We start from the raw sequence: 21,201 nt of genomic DNA, 5'->3' as shown, positions 1-21,201 counted from the left end.
GAAGGGTCCGTGCCCCATGCTGGAGGGCATGACCACGAGGGACCCCCGGGCCGCCGGGCTGGCGCGGCTGGCCGGGCTGATCGCCGACGAGACCCGGGCCGTGTGCCTGCTGGCGCTGCTGGACGGGCGCGCCTGGACGGCGGGCGAGCTGGCGCGGCACGCGGGCGTCGCCGCGTCGACGCTGAGCGAGCACCTGGGCCGGCTCGTCGCGGGCGGGCTGCTGGCCGAGGAGCGGCAGGGGCGGCACCGGTACGTGCGGCTGGCCGACGCGACGGCCGCCCAGCTGGTGGAGGACCTGACCGCGCGGATCGCCCCGGACGCCGTCCGCGCGCCGCGCACCCTGCGGCAGGCGGGCGCGGGATCCGCGATGGCCCGGGGCCGCACCTGCTACGACCACCTGGCCGGCCGGCTCGGCATCACCGTCACGGACGCCCTCACCGCGCGCGGGCTGCTGCGCCAGGACACCGGGTTCGCGCTCACCGACGCCGGTCTGCGGTGGTTCGACGCGGCGGGCATCGCCCTCGACCGCCGCGGCCGGCGCCCGCTGGCCCGCGCCTGCCTGGACTGGACGGAACGCCGGCCGCACCTCGCCGGGGCCGCGGGCGCGGCCCTGTGCCGGCACGCCCTCCGGACGGGGTGGTGCGTCCGCATCGGCTCCGGGCGCGCGGTGAGGGTGACGGAGACGGGCGAGCGCGCGCTGTCCGGGTTGCTGGGCATCGAGGCGGCGGTCCTGCGCTGACCGGCGGACACCGGCCCCGCCTCCGGAATCCGCGTGTCCGGGCCCTCTGTGGCCGGGATCTGCCGTGCCCGGGCTCTGCCGTGCCCGGGATCTGCGTGTCCGGCATCCGCGAGCTTCCCGGGCGCCGCCTTCCTCCCTTCAGGAGCATGATGAACCTCTCCCCGTCGCGTCCCGCCCGCCGTGCGGAGGTGCTCGCCGCCGGTGCGGCCGGCGTCACCGTCGTGCTGTGGGCCTCCGCCTTCGTGTCGATCCGCAGCGCGGGCACCGCGTACTCGCCGGGTGCGCTCGCCCTCGGCCGGCTGCTGGCCGGCGCCCTGACGCTGGGGGTGATCTGCCTGCTGCGGCGGGAGGGACCGCCGCCGCGGCCGGCGTGGCGGGGGATCCTCGTCTCGGGACTGCTCTGGTTCGGCTTCTACATGGTGGCCCTCAACTGGGGCGAGCAGCAGGTCGACGCCGGCACCGCCGCCCTGGTGGTGAACGTCGGGCCGGTCCTCATCGCCCTGCTCGGCGCCCGGCTGCTCGGGGACGCGGTGCCGCCGAGGCTGCTGGCGGGGATGGCCGTGTCGTTCGCCGGTGCGGTGACGGTGGGGCTGTCGATGTCCGGCGGGGGCGGGTCCTCGGTGCTCGGGGTGGGGCTGTGCCTGCTGGCGGCCGCGGCGTACGCGGCCGGGGTGGTCGCGCAGAAACCGGCGCTGAGCGCGGCGAGCCCCCTGCAGGTGACGACGTACGGGTGCCTGGTCGGGGCGGTGGCGTGCCTGCCGTTCGCCGGGCAGCTCGTGCGCCAGGCCGCCGCCGCGCCCGCCTCCGCCACGCTCAACATGGTCTACCTGGGCGTCTTCCCGACCGCCCTGGCCTTCACCACCTGGGCCTACGCGCTGGCCCGCACCACCGCGAGCCGGATGGGGGCGACCACGTACGCGGTGCCCGCCCTGGTGGTGCTGATGTCGTGGCTGGCGCTCGGCGAGGTGCCGGGGCCGCTCACGCTCGCGGGCGGCGCCCTGTGTCTCGCGGGCGTGGCGGTGTCGCGGTCCCGCTCCCGGGCGGCGGCCCGGCACGGCCGGCCCTCCGGGCACGGCCGGGGCCGGGGCCGGGGCCCCGGGGGAGGCCGGGGCCCGCGGTGACCGGGTGCCCGGAGGGCCGGGCACCGTGGTCTAGAAGACCACCAGGGCCCGCCCGCCCTTGCCGGCGAGCATGGCGTCGAAGGCGGCCGGGATGCCGTCCAGGGTGATCCGCTCGGTCACCAGGGCGCCCGGGTCGAGGCGGCCCGCCCTGATGTGCCCGGCGAGGACCGGGAGGTCCCGGGCGGGGTCGCAGTTGCCGTAGACGCAGCCGGACAGGGTCCTGCCCCAGTGGAAGATCTCCAGGGCGTTGAAGGTGACCCGCTGGTCCTTGCCGCCGATGCCGACGACCGTGGTGCGTCCGCCGCGCCGGGTGGAGTCCCAGGCCGTGCGGATGGTGCTCGCCCGGCCGACGCACTCGACGGCCGCGTCCACGCCCTGCTTCCCGGTGAGGGCGCGGATCTCGCGGGCGGTGGTGTCCGAGGCGACGAGGTAGTCGGTGGCGCCCGCGGACCGGGCCAGTTCCTCCTTCTGCGGGGAGACGTCGACCGCGACGATCGTCGACGCGCCCGCGATGCGGGCCGCCTGGAGAGCGGCGAGGCCCACTCCCCCGGCGCCGAAGACGGCGACCGTCTCGCCCGGCCGGACCCGGGCGGAGTGGTGGACCGCGCCGTAGCCGGTGAGCACGGCGCAGCCCAGCAGGGCGGCGTCGGTGAGCGGGACGCCGTCGGGGGCGGGCAGGACGCAGGAGGCGGGAACCACCGTCTCCTCGGCGAACGCGGCGACGTTCAGGCCGGGGTGCAGATCGGTGCCGTCGTCGGCGCGGCGGGCGTGGACCCCGGCGGCGCCGTCCAGGGCGCCCGCGCACAGCCAGACCTCGCCGCGCGCGCAGGCGGGGCAGGAGCCGCAGGAGGGGGCCCAGTTGAGGACGACGCCGTCCCCGGGGGAAAGGCCGGTGACGCCCTCGCCGACGGCGACGACCGTGCCCGCGCCCTCGTGGCCGAGGACGGCCGGGACCGGCAGGCGCATGGTGCCGTCGGACAGGGACAGGTCGGAGTGGCAGACCCCGGCGGCGGCGAGCCGGACGCGGACCCGGCCGGGGCCGGGCTCGGGCAGGTCGACGCCGGTGATCTCCAGCGGGGCGCCGATGGCGGGCAGGACGGCGGCACGAACAGCCATGACGATGCGACTCCCCTAGAACTGGAGGGACTTGGTCTGGAGGTACTCGGTCAGGCCGTGCACGCCGAGTTCGCGTCCCACGCCCGACTGCTTGTACCCCCCGAAGGGCGCGAGGGGGTTGAAGCGGCCGCCGTTGATGTCGACCTGCCCGGTCTCCATCCGGCGGGCGAAGGCCACCGCCTGCGCCTCGTCGCCGGCCCAGACGGCGCCGGCCAGGCCGTAGACGGTGCCGTTGGCGATGCGCAGGGCGTCCTCCTCGTCCTCGTAGCGCAGGACGGACAGGACCGGGCCGAAGATCTCCTCCTGGGCGACGGTCATCTCCGGGGTGACGTCGGCGAGGACGGTCGGGCTGACGAAGTAGCCCCTCTCGCGCGGGGCTTCGGGGCCGCCGGCGACCAGGCGGGCGCCCTCGGCCACGCCCTTCTCGATGTAGCCGCGCACGCGCTCCCGCTGTACCGCGTTGACGAGCGGCCCGATGCGGTCGCCGTACTTCGCGGCGGCGGCCGCGGCGAGCTCCACCGCCTCGTCGTAGCTGTCCCGGTGGACCAGCATGCGGGTCCAGGCGCTGCACGTCTGGCCGGAGTTGGACATCACGTTGGCGACGCCGACGTTGACCGCGCGGGCCAGGTCGGCGCCGGGCAGGATGACGTTGGCGGACTTGCCGCCGAGTTCGAGGGCGACCCGCTTGACCATGCCGGAGGCGATCGCGCCGATGCGGCGGCCGACGGCGGTGGAGCCGGTGAAGGAGACCAGGTCGACGTCCGGGTGCTCGGCGAGGGCCTGGCCCGCCACCGGGCCGAGGCCGGTGACGAGGTTGAACACGCCCGCCGGGATCCCGGCCGCGTGCACCGCCCCGGCGAGGAGCCGGGCGGTCAGCGGGGTGTCCTCGGCGGGCTTGACGACGAGGGTGCAGCCGGCGGCGAGGGCGGGGGCGGCCTTGGCGACGATCTGGTGGAGCGGGTAGTTCCAGGGCGTGATCGCGCCGACCACGCCGACCGGCTCGTGGAGGACCGTGGAGTTGCCCGTCCGCTCCTCGAAGGCGTACGAGCCCGCCAGTTCGGCGTACGAGCCCGCCACCGCGGTCGGCATCCCGACGTGGACGGTCTGCGCGAGCTTCGGGGGCGCGCCGAGTTCGGCGGTCACCGTCCGCGCGATCTCGTCCTTCCGGGCCACGAGCGCGTCCCGGAGGGCGGCCAGGCGGGCGGCGCGCTCGGCGGGCGGGGTGGCGGCCCAGGCCGGGAGGGCGGCGCGGGCGGCGCGCACGGCGGCGTCGACGTCCTCCACCGTGCCCGCGGGGACCGTGGCGATCACCTGCTCGTCGGCCGGGTTCACGACCTCGATCACGTCCGGGCCGGCGGCGGGGCGCCACGAGCCGTCGATGTACATGCCGTCGTGTGCCTTCATCGCGCTTCCTCCGAGGGCGGGGCGTCGTCGTCCGTCCCATAAACTAGCGGCGCTAATTTATGTGCGCCAGAGGACCCGCCGGAAGCGGGGCCGGGTGTCCTTCCGGGCGGGCGGCCGGTCCCCGGCCGGGGAGCGCAGGGCGACGCCCGAGGAGAGCAGCAGCAGGGCGCCCAGCATCACGAAGGGGGCCGCCACCCCCGCCGCGCCCGCGACCAGGCCCGCCGCCGCGGGCGCGGCGACCTGGCCCAGGCGGTTGCCGGTCAGGCGCAGGGCGAGGGCCGTGGAGCGGGCGTCCGCGGGGGCGGCCCGGACCACCGTGGTCATCGACAGCGGCTGGCCGACGCCCAGGCAGAAGCCGAGCACCGCGAGCATCGGGGCCAGCGCTCCCACCGGGACCGGCACCGCGAGGCCCGCGCAGAGCACCGCGGCCAGCAGGCACGTCACCGTCAGCAGCGCGGTGCGGCCGAGCAGCCGCAGCAGCGGGGTGAGGACCAGCCGGCAGGCGATGGTGGCCGCGGCCCGCAGGCTGAGCAGCAGGCCGACGACCGGCGGGGCGATGCCCCGGTGCTCGCCGACCACGGGGAGGTAGGCGGTGAGGATGTCGGTCGCGGACAGCACGGCCATGCTGATGAGGATGCCGGCCGGAACGCCCCGGGCCCGCAGGATGCGCCCGACCGGGACGCGTTCGCCCGGTGCCCCGCGGGCGGCGGCCGGCGCCGGATGCTCGACGCGCCACAGCGAGGCGCAGGCGACCGCCGCGCCCGCGCCCGCCGCCAGCAGGGCGAACGCGCTGGTGGCGGCCAGGTCGGGCCCGCCGATCAGCGCGCCCGCCGCGATCGGGCCGATCAGCTGGCCGAGGGAGGCGCCGATGGTGAAGTGGCCGAAGTTGCGGTCCTGTTCGTGCGGCGCCGACTGGCGGGCGACCAGCGACTGCGCGCCGATGACGAAGCAGAGGTGGCCGAGGCCCATCACCCCGCTCCACAGGCCCATCGCCCACAGGGAGTGCGCCAGCCCGCTCAGCGCGCAACCGCCGGATATGAGGACCACGCCGGCCGGCAGCAGGGGCGCGCAGCGGCCGTGGTCGGTGCGCCGGCCGAGCGGGACGGCGGCGAACAGCGGCAGCAGCGCGTACGCGCCCGCGATCACCCCGACCGCCCGCTCGTCCGCGCCCAGCGCGAGCGCCCGGTAGGAGACGGCGGGCCGGGCCATCGACACCGCCCCCTGCGCGAAGCCGAAGGCGATGACGAGGCGGAGCAGCCAGCCGCGGTTCCCACCGGGCGCCATGATCGTGTCCTCCTCGGAGTGTCCTGGGGGTGGGCCGGGGTCAGACGGTGCCGAACAGGATTCCGGCCGCGAGGATCAGCAGGCAGGTCAGGGCCGCCCACTTCACCACGAACCGCGTGTGGTCGCCGAACTCGACCCTGGCCATGCCGACCAGGACGTACACCGCGGGGACGAGCGGGCTGGACATGTGCAGCGGCTGGCCGACGAGGGAGGCGCGGGCCATCTCCAGCGGGGAGACGCCGTGCGCCGCGCCGGCCTCGGCGAGCACCGGCAGGACGCCGAAGTAGAAGCCGTCGTTGGACATGAAGTACGTCAGCGGCAGGCTCAGCACGCCGGTGACCAGGGCCATGTGCGGGCCCATCGCCTCGGGGACGACGCTCACCAGCCACTCGGCCATGTGGTCGACCATCCCGGTGCCCTGGAGGACGCCGGTGAAGACGGCGGCGGCGAAGACCATGCCGGAGACGTTCAGGACGTTGTCGGCGTGGGCCGCGATGCGGGCCTTCTGGTCGGGCAGGTGCGGGAAGTTGACGGTGAGCGCGAGCGCGGCGCCGAGCAGGAACAGCACCGGGATCGGCAGCCACTCCATGATCATGGCGGTGAGCAGGACCACCGTGAGCAACGCGTTGAACCAGTACAGCTTGGGGCGCAGGGTGGGACGGTCCGGGTCGAGGCCCTGGAAGTCGTCCTGGACGTCGGTGTCCTGGGGGCCGGTGTCCTGGGGGCCGGTGTCCCGGGCGCCGGTGTCCGGGCCTGCACCGGATCCGCCGGCCGCCGTGGTGCCCCTGCCGCCGTCGGCGCCCGCGCCCGCGCCCGCGCCGACGAGGACCGTCTCGGTCCTGCGCGTCTCCTCCCCGGCCGGCGTCCCGTCCAGCGTCAGCGTGCCCAGCCGCCTGCGCTCCCGCAGGCCGAGCACGTACGCCAGGAGGACCACGCCCAGCAGACCGACCAGCAGGGCCGGGATCATCGGGACGAAGACGTCGCTGGCGTCGAGCTTCAGCGCGGTGGCGGCACGGGCCGTCGGGCCGCCCCAGGGAAGGGTGTTCATCACGCCGTTGGCCATGGCGGCGACCCCGGTCATCACGACCAGGCTCATCTTCAGGCGCTTGTACAGCGGGTACATCGCCGAGACGGTGATCATGAAGGTGGTGGACCCGTCGCCGTCCAGCGACACGATCGCGGCGAGCAGCGCGGTGCCGACGACGATCCGCATCGGGTCCGCCCTGCAGAACCCGAGGATCCCCCGGACGATCGGGTCGAAGAGGCCGACGTCGATCATCACGCCGAAGTAGACGATCGCGAACATGAGCATCGCCGCGGTGGGCGCGAGGCTGGACACGCCGTCGATGACGTAGTCACCGAGGTGGGCGCCCTTGCCGACGAACACGCAGAACAGCGCGGGGATCAGCACGAGCGCCGCGATCGGCGACATCTTCTTCATCATGATCAGGACCAGGAAGGTCGCGATCATGGCGAAGCCGAGGATGGTCAGCATGAGTGGACACCTAACGTTCGCCCTTGAACTCCCACCAGGGCCGGCGGTGCGACGACGTTAGGTGCCACCGAGCGGCGTCAGCAAGACGCTGACGTGCGAGCAATAAGAGCAAAACCCCAGGTCACAGCTTTGCTCAGGTCAGCGGGTGGTCAGCGGCGCCACCTCGACCGGGAATCCGTTGAGGACGGCGTTGCCCGACAGCGGGTCGAGGAGGCTGCCGTCGAGGAGCTGGTTGACGTTGGCTCCGGGGTCGGCCGCGGCGTGCCGCATGCGGGTGCCGGGCCGGTCGTGCCCCCAGCCGTGCGGCAGGCTCACCACGCCCCGGCGCACCGCCTCGGTGACCTCGGCCGGCGCGGTCACCTCTCCCCCGGCGCCCTTGACGCGCACCGGCCCCCCGTCCCGCACGCCGAGGCGTTCGGCGTCCTCGGGGTGGAGCTGCAGGGTGCAGCGGTTGGAACCGCCGGTGAGGACGGGCACGTTGTGCATCCAGCTGTTGTTGGACCGCAGGTGGCGGCGGCCGACGAGGACGAGCCCGCCGGGGCGTTCGTCCAGGGCGGCGCGCAGCCGCGGGAGGTCGGCGGCGATCGGTTCCGGCAGCAGCTCCACCTTTCCGCTGCGGGTCCGCAGCGGCTGGGGCAGCCTCGGGCGCAGCGGTCCCAGGTCGATGCCGTGCGGGTGGGCGAGCAGCCTGTGCAGGGTGAGCCCGTCCGGGTCGGCGCCGAAGCCGTCGCCGTACGGGCCGAGGCGCAGCATCATGTCCAGCCGCCGCTCGGGGCCGTCCTCGCCGGTCAGCAGGGCCGCGAGGGCCTTCGGGTCACGGCCGTGCACCGGGGAGTGGGGCTCCCGGACGGCCTTGCCGAGTGTCTGGCCGATCACCAGGTCGTCCACGGCGGCGGGGTCGGTGCCGTGCCCGCCGGAGACCGCGAGGACGAGCCGCGCCAGGATCTCCGTCTCGGCCATGCGGCCGGGCTCCAGCGGGACGGCCGGGCGGGTGTAGCGGACCTGGTTGCGCACGGCCAGGGCGTTGAAGGCGAAGTCGTGGTGCGGGCTCTGCGCGGGCGGGGGCGGCGGCAGGACGACGTGGGCGTGGCGTGAGGTCTCGTTGAGGTACGGGTCGACGCTCACCATGAAGTCGAGGGAGGCGAGGGCCCGGTCGAGCCGGTCGCCGTCCGGGGCGGACAGCACCGGGTTGGCGGCGACGGCGACGACGGCGCGGATCGGCTCGCCCTCGTCGGTGGCGGTGTCGATCTCCTCGGCGAGGGCGGACAGCGGCAGTTCGCCCTTGGCCTCGGGGTGCCGGCGCACCCGGGAGTGCCAGCGTCCGAGGGCGAAGCCGCGGCCGGGTCCGGCGGGACGCGGGGTCCTGCCGGTGGCGGCCTGCGGGAAGAGGGCGCCGCCGGGCCGGTCGAGGTTGCCGGTGAGGATGTTGAGGACGTCGACGAGCCAGCTGGCGAGGGTGCCGTGCGGGACGGTGCAGCTGCCGATGCGGGCGTAGACGGCGGCGGTGGGGGCGGCGGCGAGTTCGCGGGCGAGGGTGCGGATGACGGCCGCGTCCACGTCGCAGGCGCCGGCCGCCGCCTCGGGGGTGAAGCCGTCCAGCGCCGCCGGGAGTTCGTCGAGTCCCTTCAGGTGCGCGGCCAGGTCCCCCGGGTCGGCGAGGCCCTCGTCGAACAGCACGTGCGCCATCGCCGCGAGCAGCAGGGCGTCGGTGCCGGGGCGGAGCGCGACGTGCCGGTCGGCGAGGCGGGCGGTGCGGGTGCGGCGCGGGTCGACGACGGTGAGGGTGCCGCCGCGGGCCCTCAGCGCCCTGAGCCGGCCGGGGAAGTCGGGGGCGGTGCACAGACTGCCGTTGGACTCCAGCGGGTTGGCGCCGATCAGCAGCAGGTGGTCGGTGCGGTCCAGGTCGGGCACCGGGATCGCGCCCGCGTCGCCGAAGAGCAGTCCGCTGGAGACGTGCTTGGGCATCTGGTCGACCGTGGAGGCGGTGAACAGGCTGCGGGTGCCGAGCCCGGCGAGCAGTACGGGCGGGTAGAGGGCGCCGGCCACGGTGTGCACGTTGGGGTTGCCGAGGACGACGCCGACGGAGTCCGGCCCGTACCGCTCGACGACGGGCCGGATCCCGGCGGCCACGGCGTCGAACGCCTCGTCCCAGGTGGCCTCGCGCAGCTCGCCGTCGACGCGGACGAGCGGGGTGCGCAGCCGGTCGGGGTCGGAGTCCAGGGCGCCGAAGGCGGCGCCCTTGGGGCAGATGAAGCCCTTGCTGAAGACGTCGTCGCGGTCGCCGCGGGCACCGGTGACGCGGCCGTCGTCGACGGTGAGGACCAGACCGCAGGTGGCCTCGCACAGGGGGCAGACACGAAGGGCGGTGCGGGACACGGGGCCTCCCGGGTACGGCGGCTGCGGGGCGGGGCCTCCCGCCCGGACACGGTCGGGGGCTCGGGAGGCACGGACGAGCCGAGCATACCGACCGGTAGGCACGGCGGGGAGGCCCTTGCCCGGACGGGGAGCCGCACCGGGGCGTGTTCCGCGAGCGGCGCCGGCCGCCCGCGGGGCGGGCGGGACTTCCGGAACACGCCCCCGGGGGCGGAGCGCTCAGTCCAGGACGCGGGCCAGGTAGGCGCCCAGCATCTCCCGCAGCTCCGCGACGACCTTCTCGTCCCCCTCGGGCGCCGTCCGGAACGCCAGGTGGACGAGGGCGTCGGCGGTCTCGACGGCGACCAGGAAGACGCGGCGCAGGTCCTCGTCGGCGCTCTCGCGGCCCAGGGGGCCGAGGAGCACGTCGACGAGGCGGTCGGCGACGCGGTGGTTGGGCTCGGTCCGGCGGGTGCCGACCGGGATCTGGTTGCCGAAGTCGACCAGGGAGAAGCCGGGCGCGGTGCGCTTCATGTCCAGGTACTCGTCGATCACGACGTCCACGGCGTGCCGCCATCCCCGCTCACCGGCGCCCTCGAGGCGTTCGGCGATCCGCCCGGAGAAGCGCTCCAGGTTGCGCTGGGCCAGCGCGTCGGCCATCTGGCGCTTGTTGCCGAAGAAGCGGTAGACGGAGCCGATGGGCACGCCGGCGCGCTGCGCGACGGCGCGGGTGCTCAGCTCGTCGTAGCCGACCTCGTCGAGGAGTTCGGCGCAGGCGTCGAGGATCCTGGCCAGCCGTTCGGCGCTGCGCCGCTGCACGGGCGCTCGGCGGAGCGATGTCGTGGGAGGCACGGGACTCATGATGCCTCCCTGGTGTCCCGCGGCGAACCCCGCCCTCCGGTACGGCCCCGGTCGTCCGTCCCGGGCGCCGTCCCGCCCGCCGGGTCGCCGGTCCCGGACGGCGCGGCGGCCGGGACCGCGCCCGGGTCCCGCTCCGACACCGTGATGTCGGCCGTGCCCTCCACGGGTTCCCCGTCCACGGCCCACACCGGGCCGTCGTCGGCGCACAGCCGGGCGGTGACCCGGTGCGTGCCGCGCGGGACGAGGCGGGCGGGGAGGCGGTGACCGGGGGTGCGCAGCGCCGCGACGGGGCGGTCGTTCAGGTGGAGGCGGGCCAGACCGCGGCCGGCCGTCGCCCGTCCGCCCGTCCCCCGGGCGAGAAGCGGAAGTTGCGCACGGTCAGCCGCACGTCCCAGCCGCCGCCGGCACCGGGCACGACCTCGACGCCGACCTCGGGCGCGTCCTCGCCGCCCACCTCGCGGCAGGGCCGGCCCTCCTCGTCCCGCTCGCCCAGGAGCCTGCCGGCGGACGGGGACGGCGCCCCCTCCCGCCCCCGGGCGTCACGGGGCCCGCAGCCCGCGGGTCCGGCCGGCAGCACGGCACAGACCGCGAGCGCGGCGACCGGCCTCCGTGTCCACCCCATGCCGGGGAGCGCAGGACGCCGGCCCGGTCCTCCGGATCCCCCCGGAGCCGGGTTCCGCGTCCTCCGCCGAGGGGAGGGCGGCGCACGGGGACGACGGCGGCCGGAAACACCCGGTCCGGGTTCGCGCGGTCCCCTTGCGCCGGGGAAAACGCAATCCTATGGTTCTGCACAGGAATCGCACCGCAAGGGAGCAGCGAACATGAGCGATGGGGGCACCGCCCGCGCGAGCACCTTCGAACGCGGGGGAGCGCGCAAGGCCGCCGAGACGCTGGAGTACCTCTCCGGCTTCGGCAACGAGCACAGCTCCGAGGCGGTCCCGGGGGCCCTGCCCGAGGGCCGCAACTCGCCGCAACGCGCGCCGCTCGGGCTGTACGCGGAGCAGCTGAGCGGTGCGGCGTTCACCGAGCCGCGGGCGCACAACCGCCGCTCCTGGCTCTACCGGATCCGCCCGTCGGCCGCCCACCCGGCGTTCACCCGCACGGCCAACGGCGCGCTGCGCACCGCCCCCTTCACCCAGACGGTGCCCGACCCCAACCGCCTGCGCTGGAACCCGCTGCCGGAGCCGGGCGAGGGCACCGACTTCCTGGCCGGCCTGTGGACCCTGGGCGGCAACGGCGACGTCGCCCAGCGCACCGGCATGGCCGTGCACCTGTACCACGCCACCTCCTCGATGGACCGCGTCTTCAGCGACGCGGACGGCGAGCTGCTGATCGTCCCGGAGCGCGGCGGACTGCTGCTGCGCACCGAGTTCGGTCTGCTGCACGCGGAGCCGGGACACGTCGCGCTGGTCCCCCGCGGGGTGCGCTTCCGCGTGGAGCTCCTGGAGGAGACCGCCCGCGGTTACGTGTGCGAGAACTACGGCGCCCCCTTCCGGCTGCCCGACCTCGGCCCGATCGGCGCCAACGGGCTGGCCAACGCCCGGGACTTCCGCGCCCCCGTCGCCGCGTACGAGGACGTCGAGGGGCCGGTGGAGGTGGTGAACAAGTTCTGCGGCAACCTCTGGACGGCCACCTACGGCCACTCCCCGCTCGACGTCGTGGCCTGGCACGGCAACCACGTGCCGTACGTCTACGACCTGCGCCGCTTCAACGTGATGGGGACCATCTCCTACGACCACCCGGACCCGTCGATCTTCACGGTGCTGACGTCCCCGAGCGACACTCCCGGCCTCGCCGGGGTGGACTTCGTGGTCTTCGCCCCGCGCTGGCTGGTGGGCGAGGACACCTTCCGGCCGCCGTACTTCCACCGGAACGTGATGAGCGAGTACATGGGCCTGATCGAGGGCGCCTACGACGCGAAGGCGGAAGGGTTCGTGCCGGGCGGGGGGTCGCTGCACAACATGATGTCGGCGCACGGTCCCGACCGGGAGACCTTCGAGCGGGCGAGCACCGCGGAACTGCGCCCGCAGAAGATCGACGACGGCCTCGCCTTCATGTTCGAGACCCGCTGGCCGGTGTCCCTGACCCCCCAGGCGGCACGGGCGGAGCACCTCCAGCAGGACTACGACGACGTGTGGCGGGGACTCGAACGCCACTTCCGCGCGCCGTGACGCGGTCCGCCCCGGGGTGCTCCGGCCGGTGCCGGGAGCCCGGCCGGGCCCGGCCCTCCGGGCCCGCGCGCACCCCGCGCCCGACGTTGCACCGAACGTTCCCGACCGGTACGGATAGCCCGTGACCTCCTTCGCTCCGGACTCGATCGTCCTGAACCGCAAGTTGCCGCTCTGGTACCAGGTGTCGCAGTCGCTGCGCGCCTCGATCCTCGGCCGTTCGCCGCAGGACCCGCTGCGCCTGCCCACCGAGGAACAGCTGGCCGGGCACTACGGGGTGAGCGTGCTGACCATGCGGCAGGCGCTGAAGGAGCTGGAGGAGGAGGGGCTGATCACCCGTCACCGCCGGCGCGGCACGTTCATCGAGCCCGACGCCCGGCGGGGCGCCCCGGTCCGCCTGCTGGGCTCGGTGGACGCGATCGTGGCCCAGCAGTCCGGGATGACCACCGAACTGCTGGAGCACGGCCCGGCGCCGATACCCCCCGACCTCGCCGAGCACTTCCCCGGCCTGTCCGAGGCCGCGGCCTACCACCGGCTGCGCAGCGACGAGAGGACGGGCGAGCCGACCAACCACGCCCGCAACTACGTCCGCCCCGAACTGGCCGCGCGGATCGACCTGGACGACCTCGTGCGCTGGCCGATGACCAAGGTGCTGCGCGACGTCGTCAAAGTGGGGATCAGCCGCATCACGGACACGGTGGAGGCACGGCTCGCCGACCCGGAGACGGCCCGCCTGCTCCGGATCCCGCTGCTCAGCCCGATCCTGCACTACACCGGCGTCACGTACGGCACCGACGGCCGCCCCCTGGACGTGGCCGTCATCCGCTACCGGGGCGACCGTTTCTCCTTCACGGTGACCCTGGACGCCACCTGACCCGCCGGCCCCTGACCTCCGGCCGGCCGGAGGCCGTACGATGCCCGGCGTGACGCACGACGACGCTCCGCCGCTGGCGGACCTCATGCCGTGGTCCGTCGCACCGCCGCGGCTCGGCCGGGGGTGGCCGGCGGCCCCCGACGCGGCCTGTCTGAAGGCGCGTTGGGACGCCCTCATGAAGGCCGAGGGGCCGGACCGCGAGGCGCTGTTCCAGCCGACGCGCGCCCGGACCCCGCGCACGGCGGTCGGCCGGCTGCCGGGGCACGGCGGCGGCACCCGGCGGCTGGCCCGCGCCTCGGATCCCTGTCCGGAGCCCGTCCGGGTGCTGCGCGCCCCGTTCGACGAGCAGTGGCTGATCCCTGACCAGCGGCTGATCGACGCGGCCCGCCCGGAGCTGTGGCGGGTGGCGGACGAGCGGCAGGTCTTCGTCGTCGAGGCCCCCGGGACCGCCGGTCCCGGGGGCCTGGCCGGTTCCGCCGGCCCCCCGCTGCTCGCCACGTCCCTGCTGCCACTGCTCCGCCCCGGCCGGATCCGCCCGTTGTACCGCCGTCCCGGGGGCGCGGAGCCGAACCTGGCCCCCGGCCTGCGCGCGCACCTGGCGGCCCGGCTCGGCCACCGGGTGTCCCCGGCCGACGTCCTCGCCTGGACGACGGCCGTGGTGCGCGCCGCGCCCGGCGGGCCGCTGGTCCCGCTCACCGGGGACGCCGGCGCGTGGGCGCGGGGCGTGGAGGTGGGCCGCCGGATGCTGTGGCTGATGCGGCGCGACGGGGAACGTCCCAAACTCCCCGGCGGGCGCCGCCCCTACGTCCGCGCTCCGCTGCCCTCCCGGCCGTCGACGGCGCACTACGACCGCGACGAGCAGGCCCTGTCGCTCGACGGGGGCCGCATCTCCCCGGTACCGCCCGAGGCCTGGGACTTCGAGGTGGCCGGGGTGCGGGTGCTGGAGCGGTGGCTGGCGGTCCGCACGGAGGGGGCGGAGGGGGCCGAGCCGGGCACCCTGGCCGCGATCCGGCCGGCCGCCTGGCCGCAGGCCTGGACCTCGGAGCTCCTGGAACTGGTCACGGTCCTCGCCCTGCTCGCCGAACTGCGCCCGCGGCAGGCCGCCCTGACGGACCCGGCGACGCCCGACCCGATCACCTCGGCCGAGCTGCGCGAGGCGGGCGTCCTGCCGGTGCCGCCCTCCGCGCGCCGGCCCGCCTCGGTCCTGGACGCGTACGAGGAGGGACCCGAGGGCCAGTTGGCGCTGATCTGACGCCCGGCCGCCCCCGCCGCGGCGCGGGTCCGGCCGACGGCGGAGGGCGTGTTCCGAGGAGGGGTGTCGCGAAGGGACGCGCCACAAGGGGGCGGGCGTACGGCCGCGGCGCGCTCGCCGTGCTCGAGGGGACGGCCGGCCGGGAACGCGTCCCGCCGCGGGCGTGCCGGGCCGGTGCGCGGTGCCGCCGGTGGTGTGCGCGCCCCGCGGTGCGGCGGTGCGCGCACGGGGGCGGTGGGGTTCACGGCCGGGACGGGGAAGGCCGGCGGACCCCGGTTCGCCGCCGGGTGGGATCGGGGGTGCCGGCCGGGGACGTGCTCGTGCCCGGAACGTGCCGGGGTGCCGCCGCGTGCCGCGGGGACGACGGACGCGGGCGGGCGCTGCGCCGGGACGGCGTGACCGTCCGGGCGCGGGCGCTACCGGCTGCCGAACAGGGAGCGGCGCAGCCGGCGCAGCGGGGCGAAGAGCGAGACGCGGCTCGCCCGTGCCCGCGCGCCCTCGGCGCCGCGGCCGTGCGCGGTGTCACGCGCGATGAGCTCGCGCATCAGCGACGTCGCCTCGGCCGTCTCCCGCTGCGGGACGGCGGGTCCCGCCAGCACCGAGAGGTGGCGGTCGAGGCGCGAGCTGGTCGCGCTGCTCCCGCAGGTGATCGCAGGGACCCTGGCCCTGCTGCGCACTGTTATCTGTTCCATGTCACTCCCCACCCGTACGAGTCCACCCGGCCCGGGCAGGGTAACCCTATCGCCCCGTCCGGGCACACCTGTATCGAGGTCACGGGATTCACCTTCCCTGTAAGGGGGTTGACGAACACTCGACGATTACTCTCTGAATACGGCAGTTTTCAGGGCGAGTTGGACGGTGGGCCGGTCGGTGGAGCACGACCACCCGCCACCGGGTTCGACGGTCACCGTCAGTGACGCGGCGGGCCCCTCGGGGCCGGAGGCCGCCGGGGGCGTGCCGCCCTCGGGGCGCCCGGGGAGCGCGGCCCGGCTCCCGGGCGCCCCGGCCGCGGCCGGCGCACACGTCCGTTCGGAGGGTCGCCGCACCCGTCGGGGGTGACGGCCCCGCTCCCCGCCGGCGCGGAGGCGACCACCGCGACCGTGCGGCCGGGGTGAGGGTCAGGGGCCGACGGGGACGACGTCGCACGCGGTGCCGTGCCCGGTGACGTGCGAGGAGGGGCCCCCGTCGGACGGGGACCCCTCCTCTCCTTCCGGTTCGGTGACCGCGCCCCGACGGGTCAGGCCGCGCCGTTCAGCACCGGCAGGTAGCCGCCGGACTGTCCGGCGGCCGTCGGGTGGTACGAGTTGCCGATGTTGAGCCAGTCCACGCTGTGCAGCCAGGAGCTGCCGGAGCAGATCTCGTGGCCGGTGAAGGTCGTGCGGACGTCGCCGAAGGTGAAGCCGTGGGCGCGGGCGCGCTGGGCGATGGCGTTGCCGAGGTGGTCGGCGGCGTCGTTGATCGCCTTCCGCTTGGCCTCGGAGAGACCGATGCAGGCGGTGCCGAGCTTGTAGAAGCGGGGGTAACCGAGCACCACCACGTGGGCGTTGGGGGCCCGGGTGCGGATGGCGGTGTAGACGCTGTCCAGCCGGCCGGGCAGCGTCGAGTCGACGTAGGAGCGGGCGGTGGCGATCCGGGAGAGGCAGGAGCTGTCGGACTGGAGCACACAGGTCGTCATGACGTCGGCGAATCCGGCGTCGTTGCCGCCGATGCTGATGGAGACGAGACCGGTGGCGGAGCTGAGCGGGCCGAGCTGCCCGGAGAGGACATCACCCGTACGGGCGCCCGAGCAGGCGGTGAAGTCGAAGGACGAGGGTGAGTTGGCGGCCGCCCAGAGGTACGGATGGGCCTTCGTGCTCCGCTTGCAGTCGCCGCTGGAGGAGATGTAGCTGCCGGCGCCGACGCCGGAGGAGTAGGAGTCGCCGAGCGCCACGTAGCCGCCGACTGCGGTCTGTTGGGATGCCTGGGCCGTCGCGGCCCCGGTGAGGGCGGCGGTGGCGGCGAGGAGGAACGAGCTGAGGAAGAGGACAAGCCGGGAACGTCTCACGGAACCTCCCTTTAGCAGGATCTCTGCCTCAACCGTCGTAGCAACTACGCGTGTTGACTGGAAGTGTTCATGCCAAGACTTTTCGACTCTCCCCTGGAACCACCCGACTTCTTCACACGAACCGTCGCACGGAACGGCCGTTCAACGCTGGACGAAATCCGGCCGCGGGGACTTTCCGCCCTTGACGCCCCCTACGGGGTGCGCCACATTGAACCCCGACATGGGACGCGTCGGGGGGCAAAGTCGGCCATGCGGGCACGCATATCCGGGCAAGAGCCGTACCTGACGGCCAATCCGGCAAGAACGTGAGACGCCGTTCCAGGTCTTGCCATAAGGGTTCAATCGTCAATACCGTCATACATCTCACCCGCATCGGTGCGTCGGTACGCGGCTCCAGGGGAGGGCTCAGGACCGCGACGGACCGGTGCGGGAGCGCGGTAGGGGGGTGCCGCGCCCGGTGACCGCAACGGTGACCGGGCCGGGCCGCGCGGTCGGCTGCCGTTTTCCGCGGCCGGCCAGATCTGCCAGCTCACCCGGCGTGCACGGCGGCCGCGTCCGCCGTGCCGCGGGGTGAGAACCCCCCTTTCGAACCGGACGAACAGCCGGGCCGCCCGGGGGCGGGCGGTCCACCGGACGAGAGGGACCAGACTCATGAGCTCCGTTCTGCAGCCGGCGACCGCGGACCAGGATCCGCCGACCGCCGTCACGTACCGGCCCGTCTCCTCGCACCTGGCCATCGCGCCGCCGGTGAGCGTGGTGATACCGGCCATGAACGAGGCGGAGAACCTGCCGTACGTCTTCAAGACGCTCCCCGACTGGATCCACGAAGTGGTCCTGGTCGACGGCAACTCCACCGACAACACCGTCGAGGTGGCCCGCGAACTGTGGGCGGACGTCAAGGTCGTCGGCCAGCGCGGCAAGGGCAAGGGCGACGCCCTGCGCGCCGGGTTCGAGGCCTGCACCGGCGACATCATCGTGATGGTCGACGCGGACGGCTCGGCGGACGGGGGCGAGATCGTCAGCTACGTCTCCGCCCTGGTCTCCGGCGCGGACTTCGCCAAGGGGTCCCGCTTCGCCAACGGCGGCGGCACGGACGACATGACCTTCGTCCGCAAGCTCGGCAACCGGGCCCTGTGCGCCGTCGTCAACCGCAAGTTCGGCGCCCGCTACACCGACCTCTGCTACGGGTACAACGCCTTCTGGCGGCACTGCCTGGACAAGATCGACCTCGACTGCACCGGCTTCGAGGTCGAGACCCTGATGAACATCCGGGTCGTCAAGGCCGGCCTCAGGGTGCAGGAGATCCCCAGCCACGAGTACCTGCGCATCCACGGCACCAGCAACCTGCGGGCCGTGCGCGACGGGCTGCGCGTGCTGGGAGTGATCCTCGGGGAGCGGTCCAACCGGCGTGCGCTGCGCCGCCGCGGGCACCCCTCGCCGCTGCCCGGCACGGGCCGGGGGAAGGCGTCTTGAGCGAGCCCGGCGTCCCGGGCGTCTCGGTCGTGATCTGCGCCTACACCGAGGACCGCTGGGAGGACGTCCTCGCGGCGGTCGCCTCGGTGCGGGCGCAGTCACGGCCGGCCCTGGAGACCCTGCTGGTCGTGGACCACAACCCGGCCCTCCTGGACCGGCTGGGCCGAAAGTACGAGGAGGCCGGCGACGTGCGGGTGCTCGCCAACGCGGGCCCCCGCGGCCTGTCCGCCGGCCGCAACACCGGAATCGCCGCCTCGCGCGGCGAGATCGTCGCCTTCCTCGACGACGACGCCGTGGCCGAACGCGACTGGCTGAAGCACTTCGCCGAGGCGTACGCCGATCCGCGGGTGATGGCGGTCGGCGGGCGCACCGAGCCGGTCTGGGCCTCGGGCCGGCGCCCCGCCTGGTTCCCCGAGGAGTTCGACTGGGTGGTGGGCTGCACCTACCGGGGGCTGCCGCGCGGGCGGGTGCGGGTGCGCAACGTCCTCGGCGGCAACGCCTCCTTCCGGCGCAGTGCCTTCGACGCGGCGGGCGGCTTCGCCACCGGCATCGGACGCGACGGGGGCGGACGCCCGCTGGGCGGGGAGGAGACGGAGCTGTGCATCCGCCTCGGCCGCGCCCGCCCGGACGCGGTCCTGCTGATCGACGACCGCGCGGTGATCCACCACCGGGTGCCCGGTGACCGCGAGCGCTTCCGCTACTTCCGGACCCGGACGTATGCCGAGGGCCTGTCCAAGGCGCTGGTCGCCCGCAGCGTCGGCACGCGCAAGGGGCTGGAGTCCGAACGCCGGTACGCCACGCGCGTCCTGCCGGCCGGAGTGGCGCGGGGCCTGCGCGACGCCCTGCTGGCCCGGCCGGGCGGCGCGGGACGCGCGGGGGCGATCGTCGCCGGGGTGCTCGCGGCGGCGGGCGGTTACGTGGTGGGGAGCGTGCGGGCCCGGCGGGGCGGGGCGGCGTTCTCCGCGCGGGACGTCGGGGGCGGCGTCCCGCGCGGCGGGGGCCGGGCAGGCGCCGGTGACTGACGCCGACACGCGCGTGCCGATCCTCATGTACCACTCGGTCGCCGCCGACCCCAACGACGCGACCCGCGCCCTGTCCGTGACCCCGGAGGCGTTCGCCGCGCAGATGGCGGTGATCGCCGGCCTGGGCCTGACCCCCGTCACCACCGCCGGCCTGGCGGCCCGCTGGCGCTCGGGCCGCCCGCTGCCCGCGCGCCCGGTCCTCGTCACGTTCGACGACGGCTACGAGGGCGTGCACCGGCACGCGCTGCCCGTGCTCGCCGAGCACGGCTTCCCGGCCACCGTGTTCGTCTCCACGGGATGGCTGCGGGGACCGTACGACACCGGCGGCGGCCTGGACACCATGCTGGACTGGGACCAGGTGCGCGACCTGGCCGGTGCGGGGGTGGAGATCGGCGGGCACAGTCACAGCCATCCGCAGCTCGACCAGCTCGACGACCGCCGGCTGCGCTCCGAGCTGATCCTGTGCAAGGAGATCGTCTCGGACCAACTGGGCTCCGTCCCCGTCTCGTTCGCGTACCCCTACGGCTACTCCAGCCGCCGGGTGCGCGCGGCGGTGCGGGAGACGGGGTACGCCCAGGCGCTCGCCGTGGGCAACGACCTCGCCCGCCGCGCCCAGGGACCGTACGCCCTGCGGCGGGTCACCGTGCGGCGGTCCACGGACGCCGCGGAGTTCGAGCGGCTGGTCCAGGGGCGGGCCGTCGCGCGCGCCTTCGCGCGGGACCGCGCCCTGACCCGGGGGTACGCGGTGGTCCGCCGGGCGCGGCGGCTGCTGCGGCGGCCACCGCGCTGAACGCGCGGGGACGGACCGCGCACGGGCGACACATCCGCGCGCACCCCCGGAAACCGGGTGCACGCGGCGCCCGGGTGCCCGATCATGGCGGCATGCCCGCACACCCGCACGACGCACTGCCGATCCGGCTCAACGTCGACGACGGCGACTCCCCGTCCGACGTCGTCGACGCGCTGTTCCTCGGCCGCTTCGCGACGGGCGAGCAGCCGTACTCGCACGCCGTCAGCATCGACCGCGTGCGCTCCGCGGCGACCCTGCTGCCCGCGCGCGCCCGGGTGCTGCGCGTCGCCCGGGACGACGACCGCAGCGCCACCCTGGCCGAGGGCGACGGCTGGACGCTGCTGGTCTCCCGCTGGAACCGGGGCGCCGACGTCACCGTCACCGCGACCAGCGCCGGCCTCGCGGCGAGGATCCTGGGTGAGGCGACCGACGGCGCGGCGGACGAGCCCGAACCGCAGCCGGAGAACGTCACCATGGGCTTCTGGTACGTCTCCCCGCGCCGCGGCCCGCACCGCACCACCCGGCGGATCTCGGCGGGCGCCTGGGACGAGGTCCGGCCCAACTACACCGCGCCGGTGGCGGAGGCGATGGACCGCCTGATGAAGACCACCCCCGAGGACGTCTCGGGCCGGCTGCTCCTGCTGCACGGCCCGCCGGGCACCGGCAAGACCTCCGCGCTGCGCACGCTGGCCCGGTCCTGGCGGGACTGGTGCCAGGTCGACTGCGTCCTGGACCCGGAGCGGCTCTTCTCCGACGTCGGCTACCTGATGGACATCGCGATCGGCGAGGAGGACGCGGCGGGCAGGGGCCGCTGGCGGCTGCTGCTGCTGGAGGACTGCGACGAGCTGATCCGCGGCGGGGCCAAGCACACGGCCGGGCAGGCGCTGTCCCGGCTGCTGAACCTCACGGACGGCCTGCTCGGCCAGGGCCGCAACGTCCTGGTCGGCGTCACCACCAACGAGGACCTGGAGCGCCTGCACCCGGCCGTCGTCCGTCCCGGCCGCTGCCTGGCCCGCATCGAGGTCGGGCCGCTGACCCGCGCGGAGGCGGTGAACTGGCTGGGCCGCGAGGACGGCGTCGGCCGCGAGGGAGCGACCCTGGCCGAGCTGTACGCCCTGCGCCGGGGCACGTCCCCGGCCGCCCTGCCGGAGCCGCGCGGGGACGCGGACGCGGGGCTGTACCTGTAGGCACGGCCCCGTGCCCACC

General features: G+C 75.3%; 17 protein-coding genes and 1 pseudogene. 9 read left to right on the top strand and 9 right to left on the bottom strand.

The genetic code is table 11. The features are described 5' to 3' along the window. The first annotated feature begins 16 nt into the window (after nt 1-16). Nucleotides 17-739, top strand: a complete 723-nt coding sequence (locus ACZ56B_RS20955) for an ArsR/SmtB family transcription factor (RefSeq protein WP_468792399.1) — start codon at nt 17-19, stop codon at nt 737-739. 146 nt (nt 740-885) lie between these two features. Beyond that, complete coding sequence (locus ACZ56B_RS20950; protein ID WP_468792396.1) at nt 886-1,860, top strand: DMT family transporter; 975 nt, start codon at nt 886-888, stop codon at nt 1,858-1,860. 30 nt (nt 1,861-1,890) lie between these two features. Here ACZ56B_RS20950 and ACZ56B_RS20945 read toward each other — a convergent pair whose 3' ends face one another. From ACZ56B_RS20945 to ACZ56B_RS20915, 7 genes and pseudogenes are all read right to left on the bottom strand, one after another. Next, nucleotides 1,891-2,976: a Zn-dependent alcohol dehydrogenase gene (locus ACZ56B_RS20945; protein WP_468792393.1), complete on the bottom strand. Its 1,086-nt coding sequence runs from the start codon at nt 2,974-2,976 to the stop codon at nt 1,891-1,893. 15 nt (nt 2,977-2,991) lie between these two features. Then, nucleotides 2,992-4,380, bottom strand: a complete 1,389-nt coding sequence (locus ACZ56B_RS20940; protein ID WP_468792389.1) for an aldehyde dehydrogenase family protein — start codon at nt 4,378-4,380, stop codon at nt 2,992-2,994. 57 nt (nt 4,381-4,437) lie between these two features. Then, nucleotides 4,438-5,664 (bottom strand): MFS transporter, encoded by a 1,227-nt coding sequence (locus ACZ56B_RS20935; RefSeq protein WP_468792385.1) that lies wholly within the window; start codon nt 5,662-5,664, stop codon nt 4,438-4,440. Between the two features lie 40 nt (nt 5,665-5,704). Beyond that, the gene (locus ACZ56B_RS20930) at nt 5,705-7,159 is read right to left on the bottom strand and encodes a CitMHS family transporter (protein WP_468792381.1); all 1,455 of its coding nucleotides are present in this window, start codon (nt 7,157-7,159) and stop codon (nt 5,705-5,707) included. Nucleotides 7,160-7,297: 138 nt separating this feature from the next. Continuing rightward, complete coding sequence (locus ACZ56B_RS20925) at nt 7,298-9,535, bottom strand: molybdopterin-dependent oxidoreductase (RefSeq protein WP_468792378.1); 2,238 nt, start codon at nt 9,533-9,535, stop codon at nt 7,298-7,300. Nucleotides 9,536-9,751: 216 nt separating this feature from the next. Further along, entirely contained in the window at nt 9,752-10,372 is a 621-nt protein-coding gene (locus tag ACZ56B_RS20920; protein ID WP_468792375.1) for a TetR/AcrR family transcriptional regulator, read from the bottom strand. Then, nucleotides 10,369-10,994 (bottom strand): annotated as a pseudogene (locus ACZ56B_RS20915) (hypothetical protein). Before ACZ56B_RS20915 ends, ACZ56B_RS20920 begins: the two are co-directional and overlap by 4 nt. 199 nt (nt 10,995-11,193) lie before the next feature. On the opposite strand from ACZ56B_RS20915, the gene hmgA reads away from it, so the two are divergent. The 3 genes from hmgA to ACZ56B_RS20900 all read left to right on the top strand — a co-directional run bounded on the left by hmgA (nt 11,194) and on the right by ACZ56B_RS20900 (nt 14,666). After that, nucleotides 11,194-12,543 carry a homogentisate 1,2-dioxygenase gene (hmgA, locus tag ACZ56B_RS20910; protein ID WP_468792372.1) on the top strand — a complete coding sequence of 450 codons (1,350 nt, stop codon included), beginning with the start codon at nt 11,194-11,196 and terminating at the stop codon, nt 12,541-12,543. A gap of 121 nt (nt 12,544-12,664) precedes the next feature. After that, a complete protein-coding gene (locus ACZ56B_RS20905; RefSeq protein ID WP_468792369.1) occupies nt 12,665-13,414 on the top strand; it encodes a GntR family transcriptional regulator in 750 nt (249 codons plus the stop codon). A 40-nt stretch (nt 13,415-13,454) separates the two neighbouring features. Continuing rightward, nucleotides 13,455-14,666 (top strand): type ISP restriction/modification enzyme, encoded by a 1,212-nt coding sequence (locus ACZ56B_RS20900; protein ID WP_468792366.1) that lies wholly within the window; start codon nt 13,455-13,457, stop codon nt 14,664-14,666. Between the two features lie 416 nt (nt 14,667-15,082). Here ACZ56B_RS20900 and ACZ56B_RS20895 read toward each other — a convergent pair whose 3' ends face one another. Both ACZ56B_RS20895 and ACZ56B_RS20890 read right to left on the bottom strand, forming a co-directional pair. Further along, nucleotides 15,083-15,358: a hypothetical protein gene (locus tag ACZ56B_RS20895; RefSeq protein WP_468792363.1), complete on the bottom strand. Its 276-nt coding sequence runs from the start codon at nt 15,356-15,358 to the stop codon at nt 15,083-15,085. 545 nt (nt 15,359-15,903) lie between these two features. Beyond that, nucleotides 15,904-16,710: an SGNH/GDSL hydrolase family protein gene (locus tag ACZ56B_RS20890; RefSeq protein WP_468792360.1), complete on the bottom strand. Its 807-nt coding sequence runs from the start codon at nt 16,708-16,710 to the stop codon at nt 15,904-15,906. Between the two features lie 651 nt (nt 16,711-17,361). Between ACZ56B_RS20890 and ACZ56B_RS20885 the strand changes: the two genes are divergently transcribed. From ACZ56B_RS20885 to ACZ56B_RS20870, 4 genes are all read left to right on the top strand, one after another. Next, on the top strand, nt 17,362-18,183 hold the full coding sequence (locus ACZ56B_RS20885) for a glycosyltransferase family 2 protein (RefSeq protein WP_468792357.1): 822 nt from the start codon (nt 17,362-17,364) through the stop codon (nt 18,181-18,183). Beyond that, nucleotides 18,180-19,205 carry a glycosyltransferase family 2 protein gene (locus ACZ56B_RS20880; protein ID WP_468792354.1) on the top strand — a complete coding sequence of 342 codons (1,026 nt, stop codon included), beginning with the start codon at nt 18,180-18,182 and terminating at the stop codon, nt 19,203-19,205. The genes ACZ56B_RS20885 and ACZ56B_RS20880 overlap by 4 nt, the downstream gene beginning before the upstream one ends. A gap of 25 nt (nt 19,206-19,230) precedes the next feature. After that, nucleotides 19,231-19,995: a polysaccharide deacetylase family protein gene (locus ACZ56B_RS20875; protein ID WP_468792551.1), complete on the top strand. Its 765-nt coding sequence runs from the start codon at nt 19,231-19,233 to the stop codon at nt 19,993-19,995. Nucleotides 19,996-20,087: 92 nt separating this feature from the next. Next, nucleotides 20,088-21,182: a DUF5925 domain-containing protein gene (locus ACZ56B_RS20870; protein ID WP_468792351.1), complete on the top strand. Its 1,095-nt coding sequence runs from the start codon at nt 20,088-20,090 to the stop codon at nt 21,180-21,182. Nucleotides 21,183-21,201 lie beyond the last annotated feature (19 nt).

The sequence above is a fragment of the Streptomyces sp. NPDC034670 genome (assembly GCF_055574875.1).
Note: the sequence above shows the minus strand (reverse complement) of the source record. Positions and strands in the feature narration are given on the sequence as shown.

What these genes read in the sequence shown, in the direction of transcription:
- ACZ56B_RS20955 (WP_468792399.1), top strand. Translation starts at nt 17, where the DNA reads ATGCTGGAGGGCATGACCACGAGGGACCCCCGGGCCGCCGGGCTGGCG.
- ACZ56B_RS20950 (WP_468792396.1), top strand. Translation starts at nt 886, where the DNA reads ATGATGAACCTCTCCCCGTCGCGTCCCGCCCGCCGTGCGGAGGTGCTC.
- ACZ56B_RS20945 (WP_468792393.1), bottom strand. Translation starts at nt 2,976, where the DNA reads ATGGCTGTTCGTGCCGCCGTCCTGCCCGCCATCGGCGCCCCGCTGGAG.
- ACZ56B_RS20940 (WP_468792389.1), bottom strand. Translation starts at nt 4,380, where the DNA reads ATGAAGGCACACGACGGCATGTACATCGACGGCTCGTGGCGCCCCGCC.
- ACZ56B_RS20935 (WP_468792385.1), bottom strand. Translation starts at nt 5,664, where the DNA reads ATGGCGCCCGGTGGGAACCGCGGCTGGCTGCTCCGCCTCGTCATCGCC.
- ACZ56B_RS20930 (WP_468792381.1), bottom strand. Translation starts at nt 7,159, where the DNA reads ATGCTGACCATCCTCGGCTTCGCCATGATCGCGACCTTCCTGGTCCTG.
- ACZ56B_RS20920 (WP_468792375.1), bottom strand. Translation starts at nt 10,372, where the DNA reads ATGAGTCCCGTGCCTCCCACGACATCGCTCCGCCGAGCGCCCGTGCAG.
- hmgA (WP_468792372.1), top strand. Translation starts at nt 11,194, where the DNA reads ATGAGCGATGGGGGCACCGCCCGCGCGAGCACCTTCGAACGCGGGGGA.
- ACZ56B_RS20900 (WP_468792366.1), top strand. Translation starts at nt 13,455, where the DNA reads ATGCCCGGCGTGACGCACGACGACGCTCCGCCGCTGGCGGACCTCATG.
- ACZ56B_RS20895 (WP_468792363.1), bottom strand. Translation starts at nt 15,358, where the DNA reads ATGGAACAGATAACAGTGCGCAGCAGGGCCAGGGTCCCTGCGATCACC.
- ACZ56B_RS20885 (WP_468792357.1), top strand. Translation starts at nt 17,362, where the DNA reads ATGAGCTCCGTTCTGCAGCCGGCGACCGCGGACCAGGATCCGCCGACC.
- ACZ56B_RS20875 (WP_468792551.1), top strand. Translation starts at nt 19,231, where the DNA reads ATGTACCACTCGGTCGCCGCCGACCCCAACGACGCGACCCGCGCCCTG.
- ACZ56B_RS20870 (WP_468792351.1), top strand. Translation starts at nt 20,088, where the DNA reads ATGCCCGCACACCCGCACGACGCACTGCCGATCCGGCTCAACGTCGAC.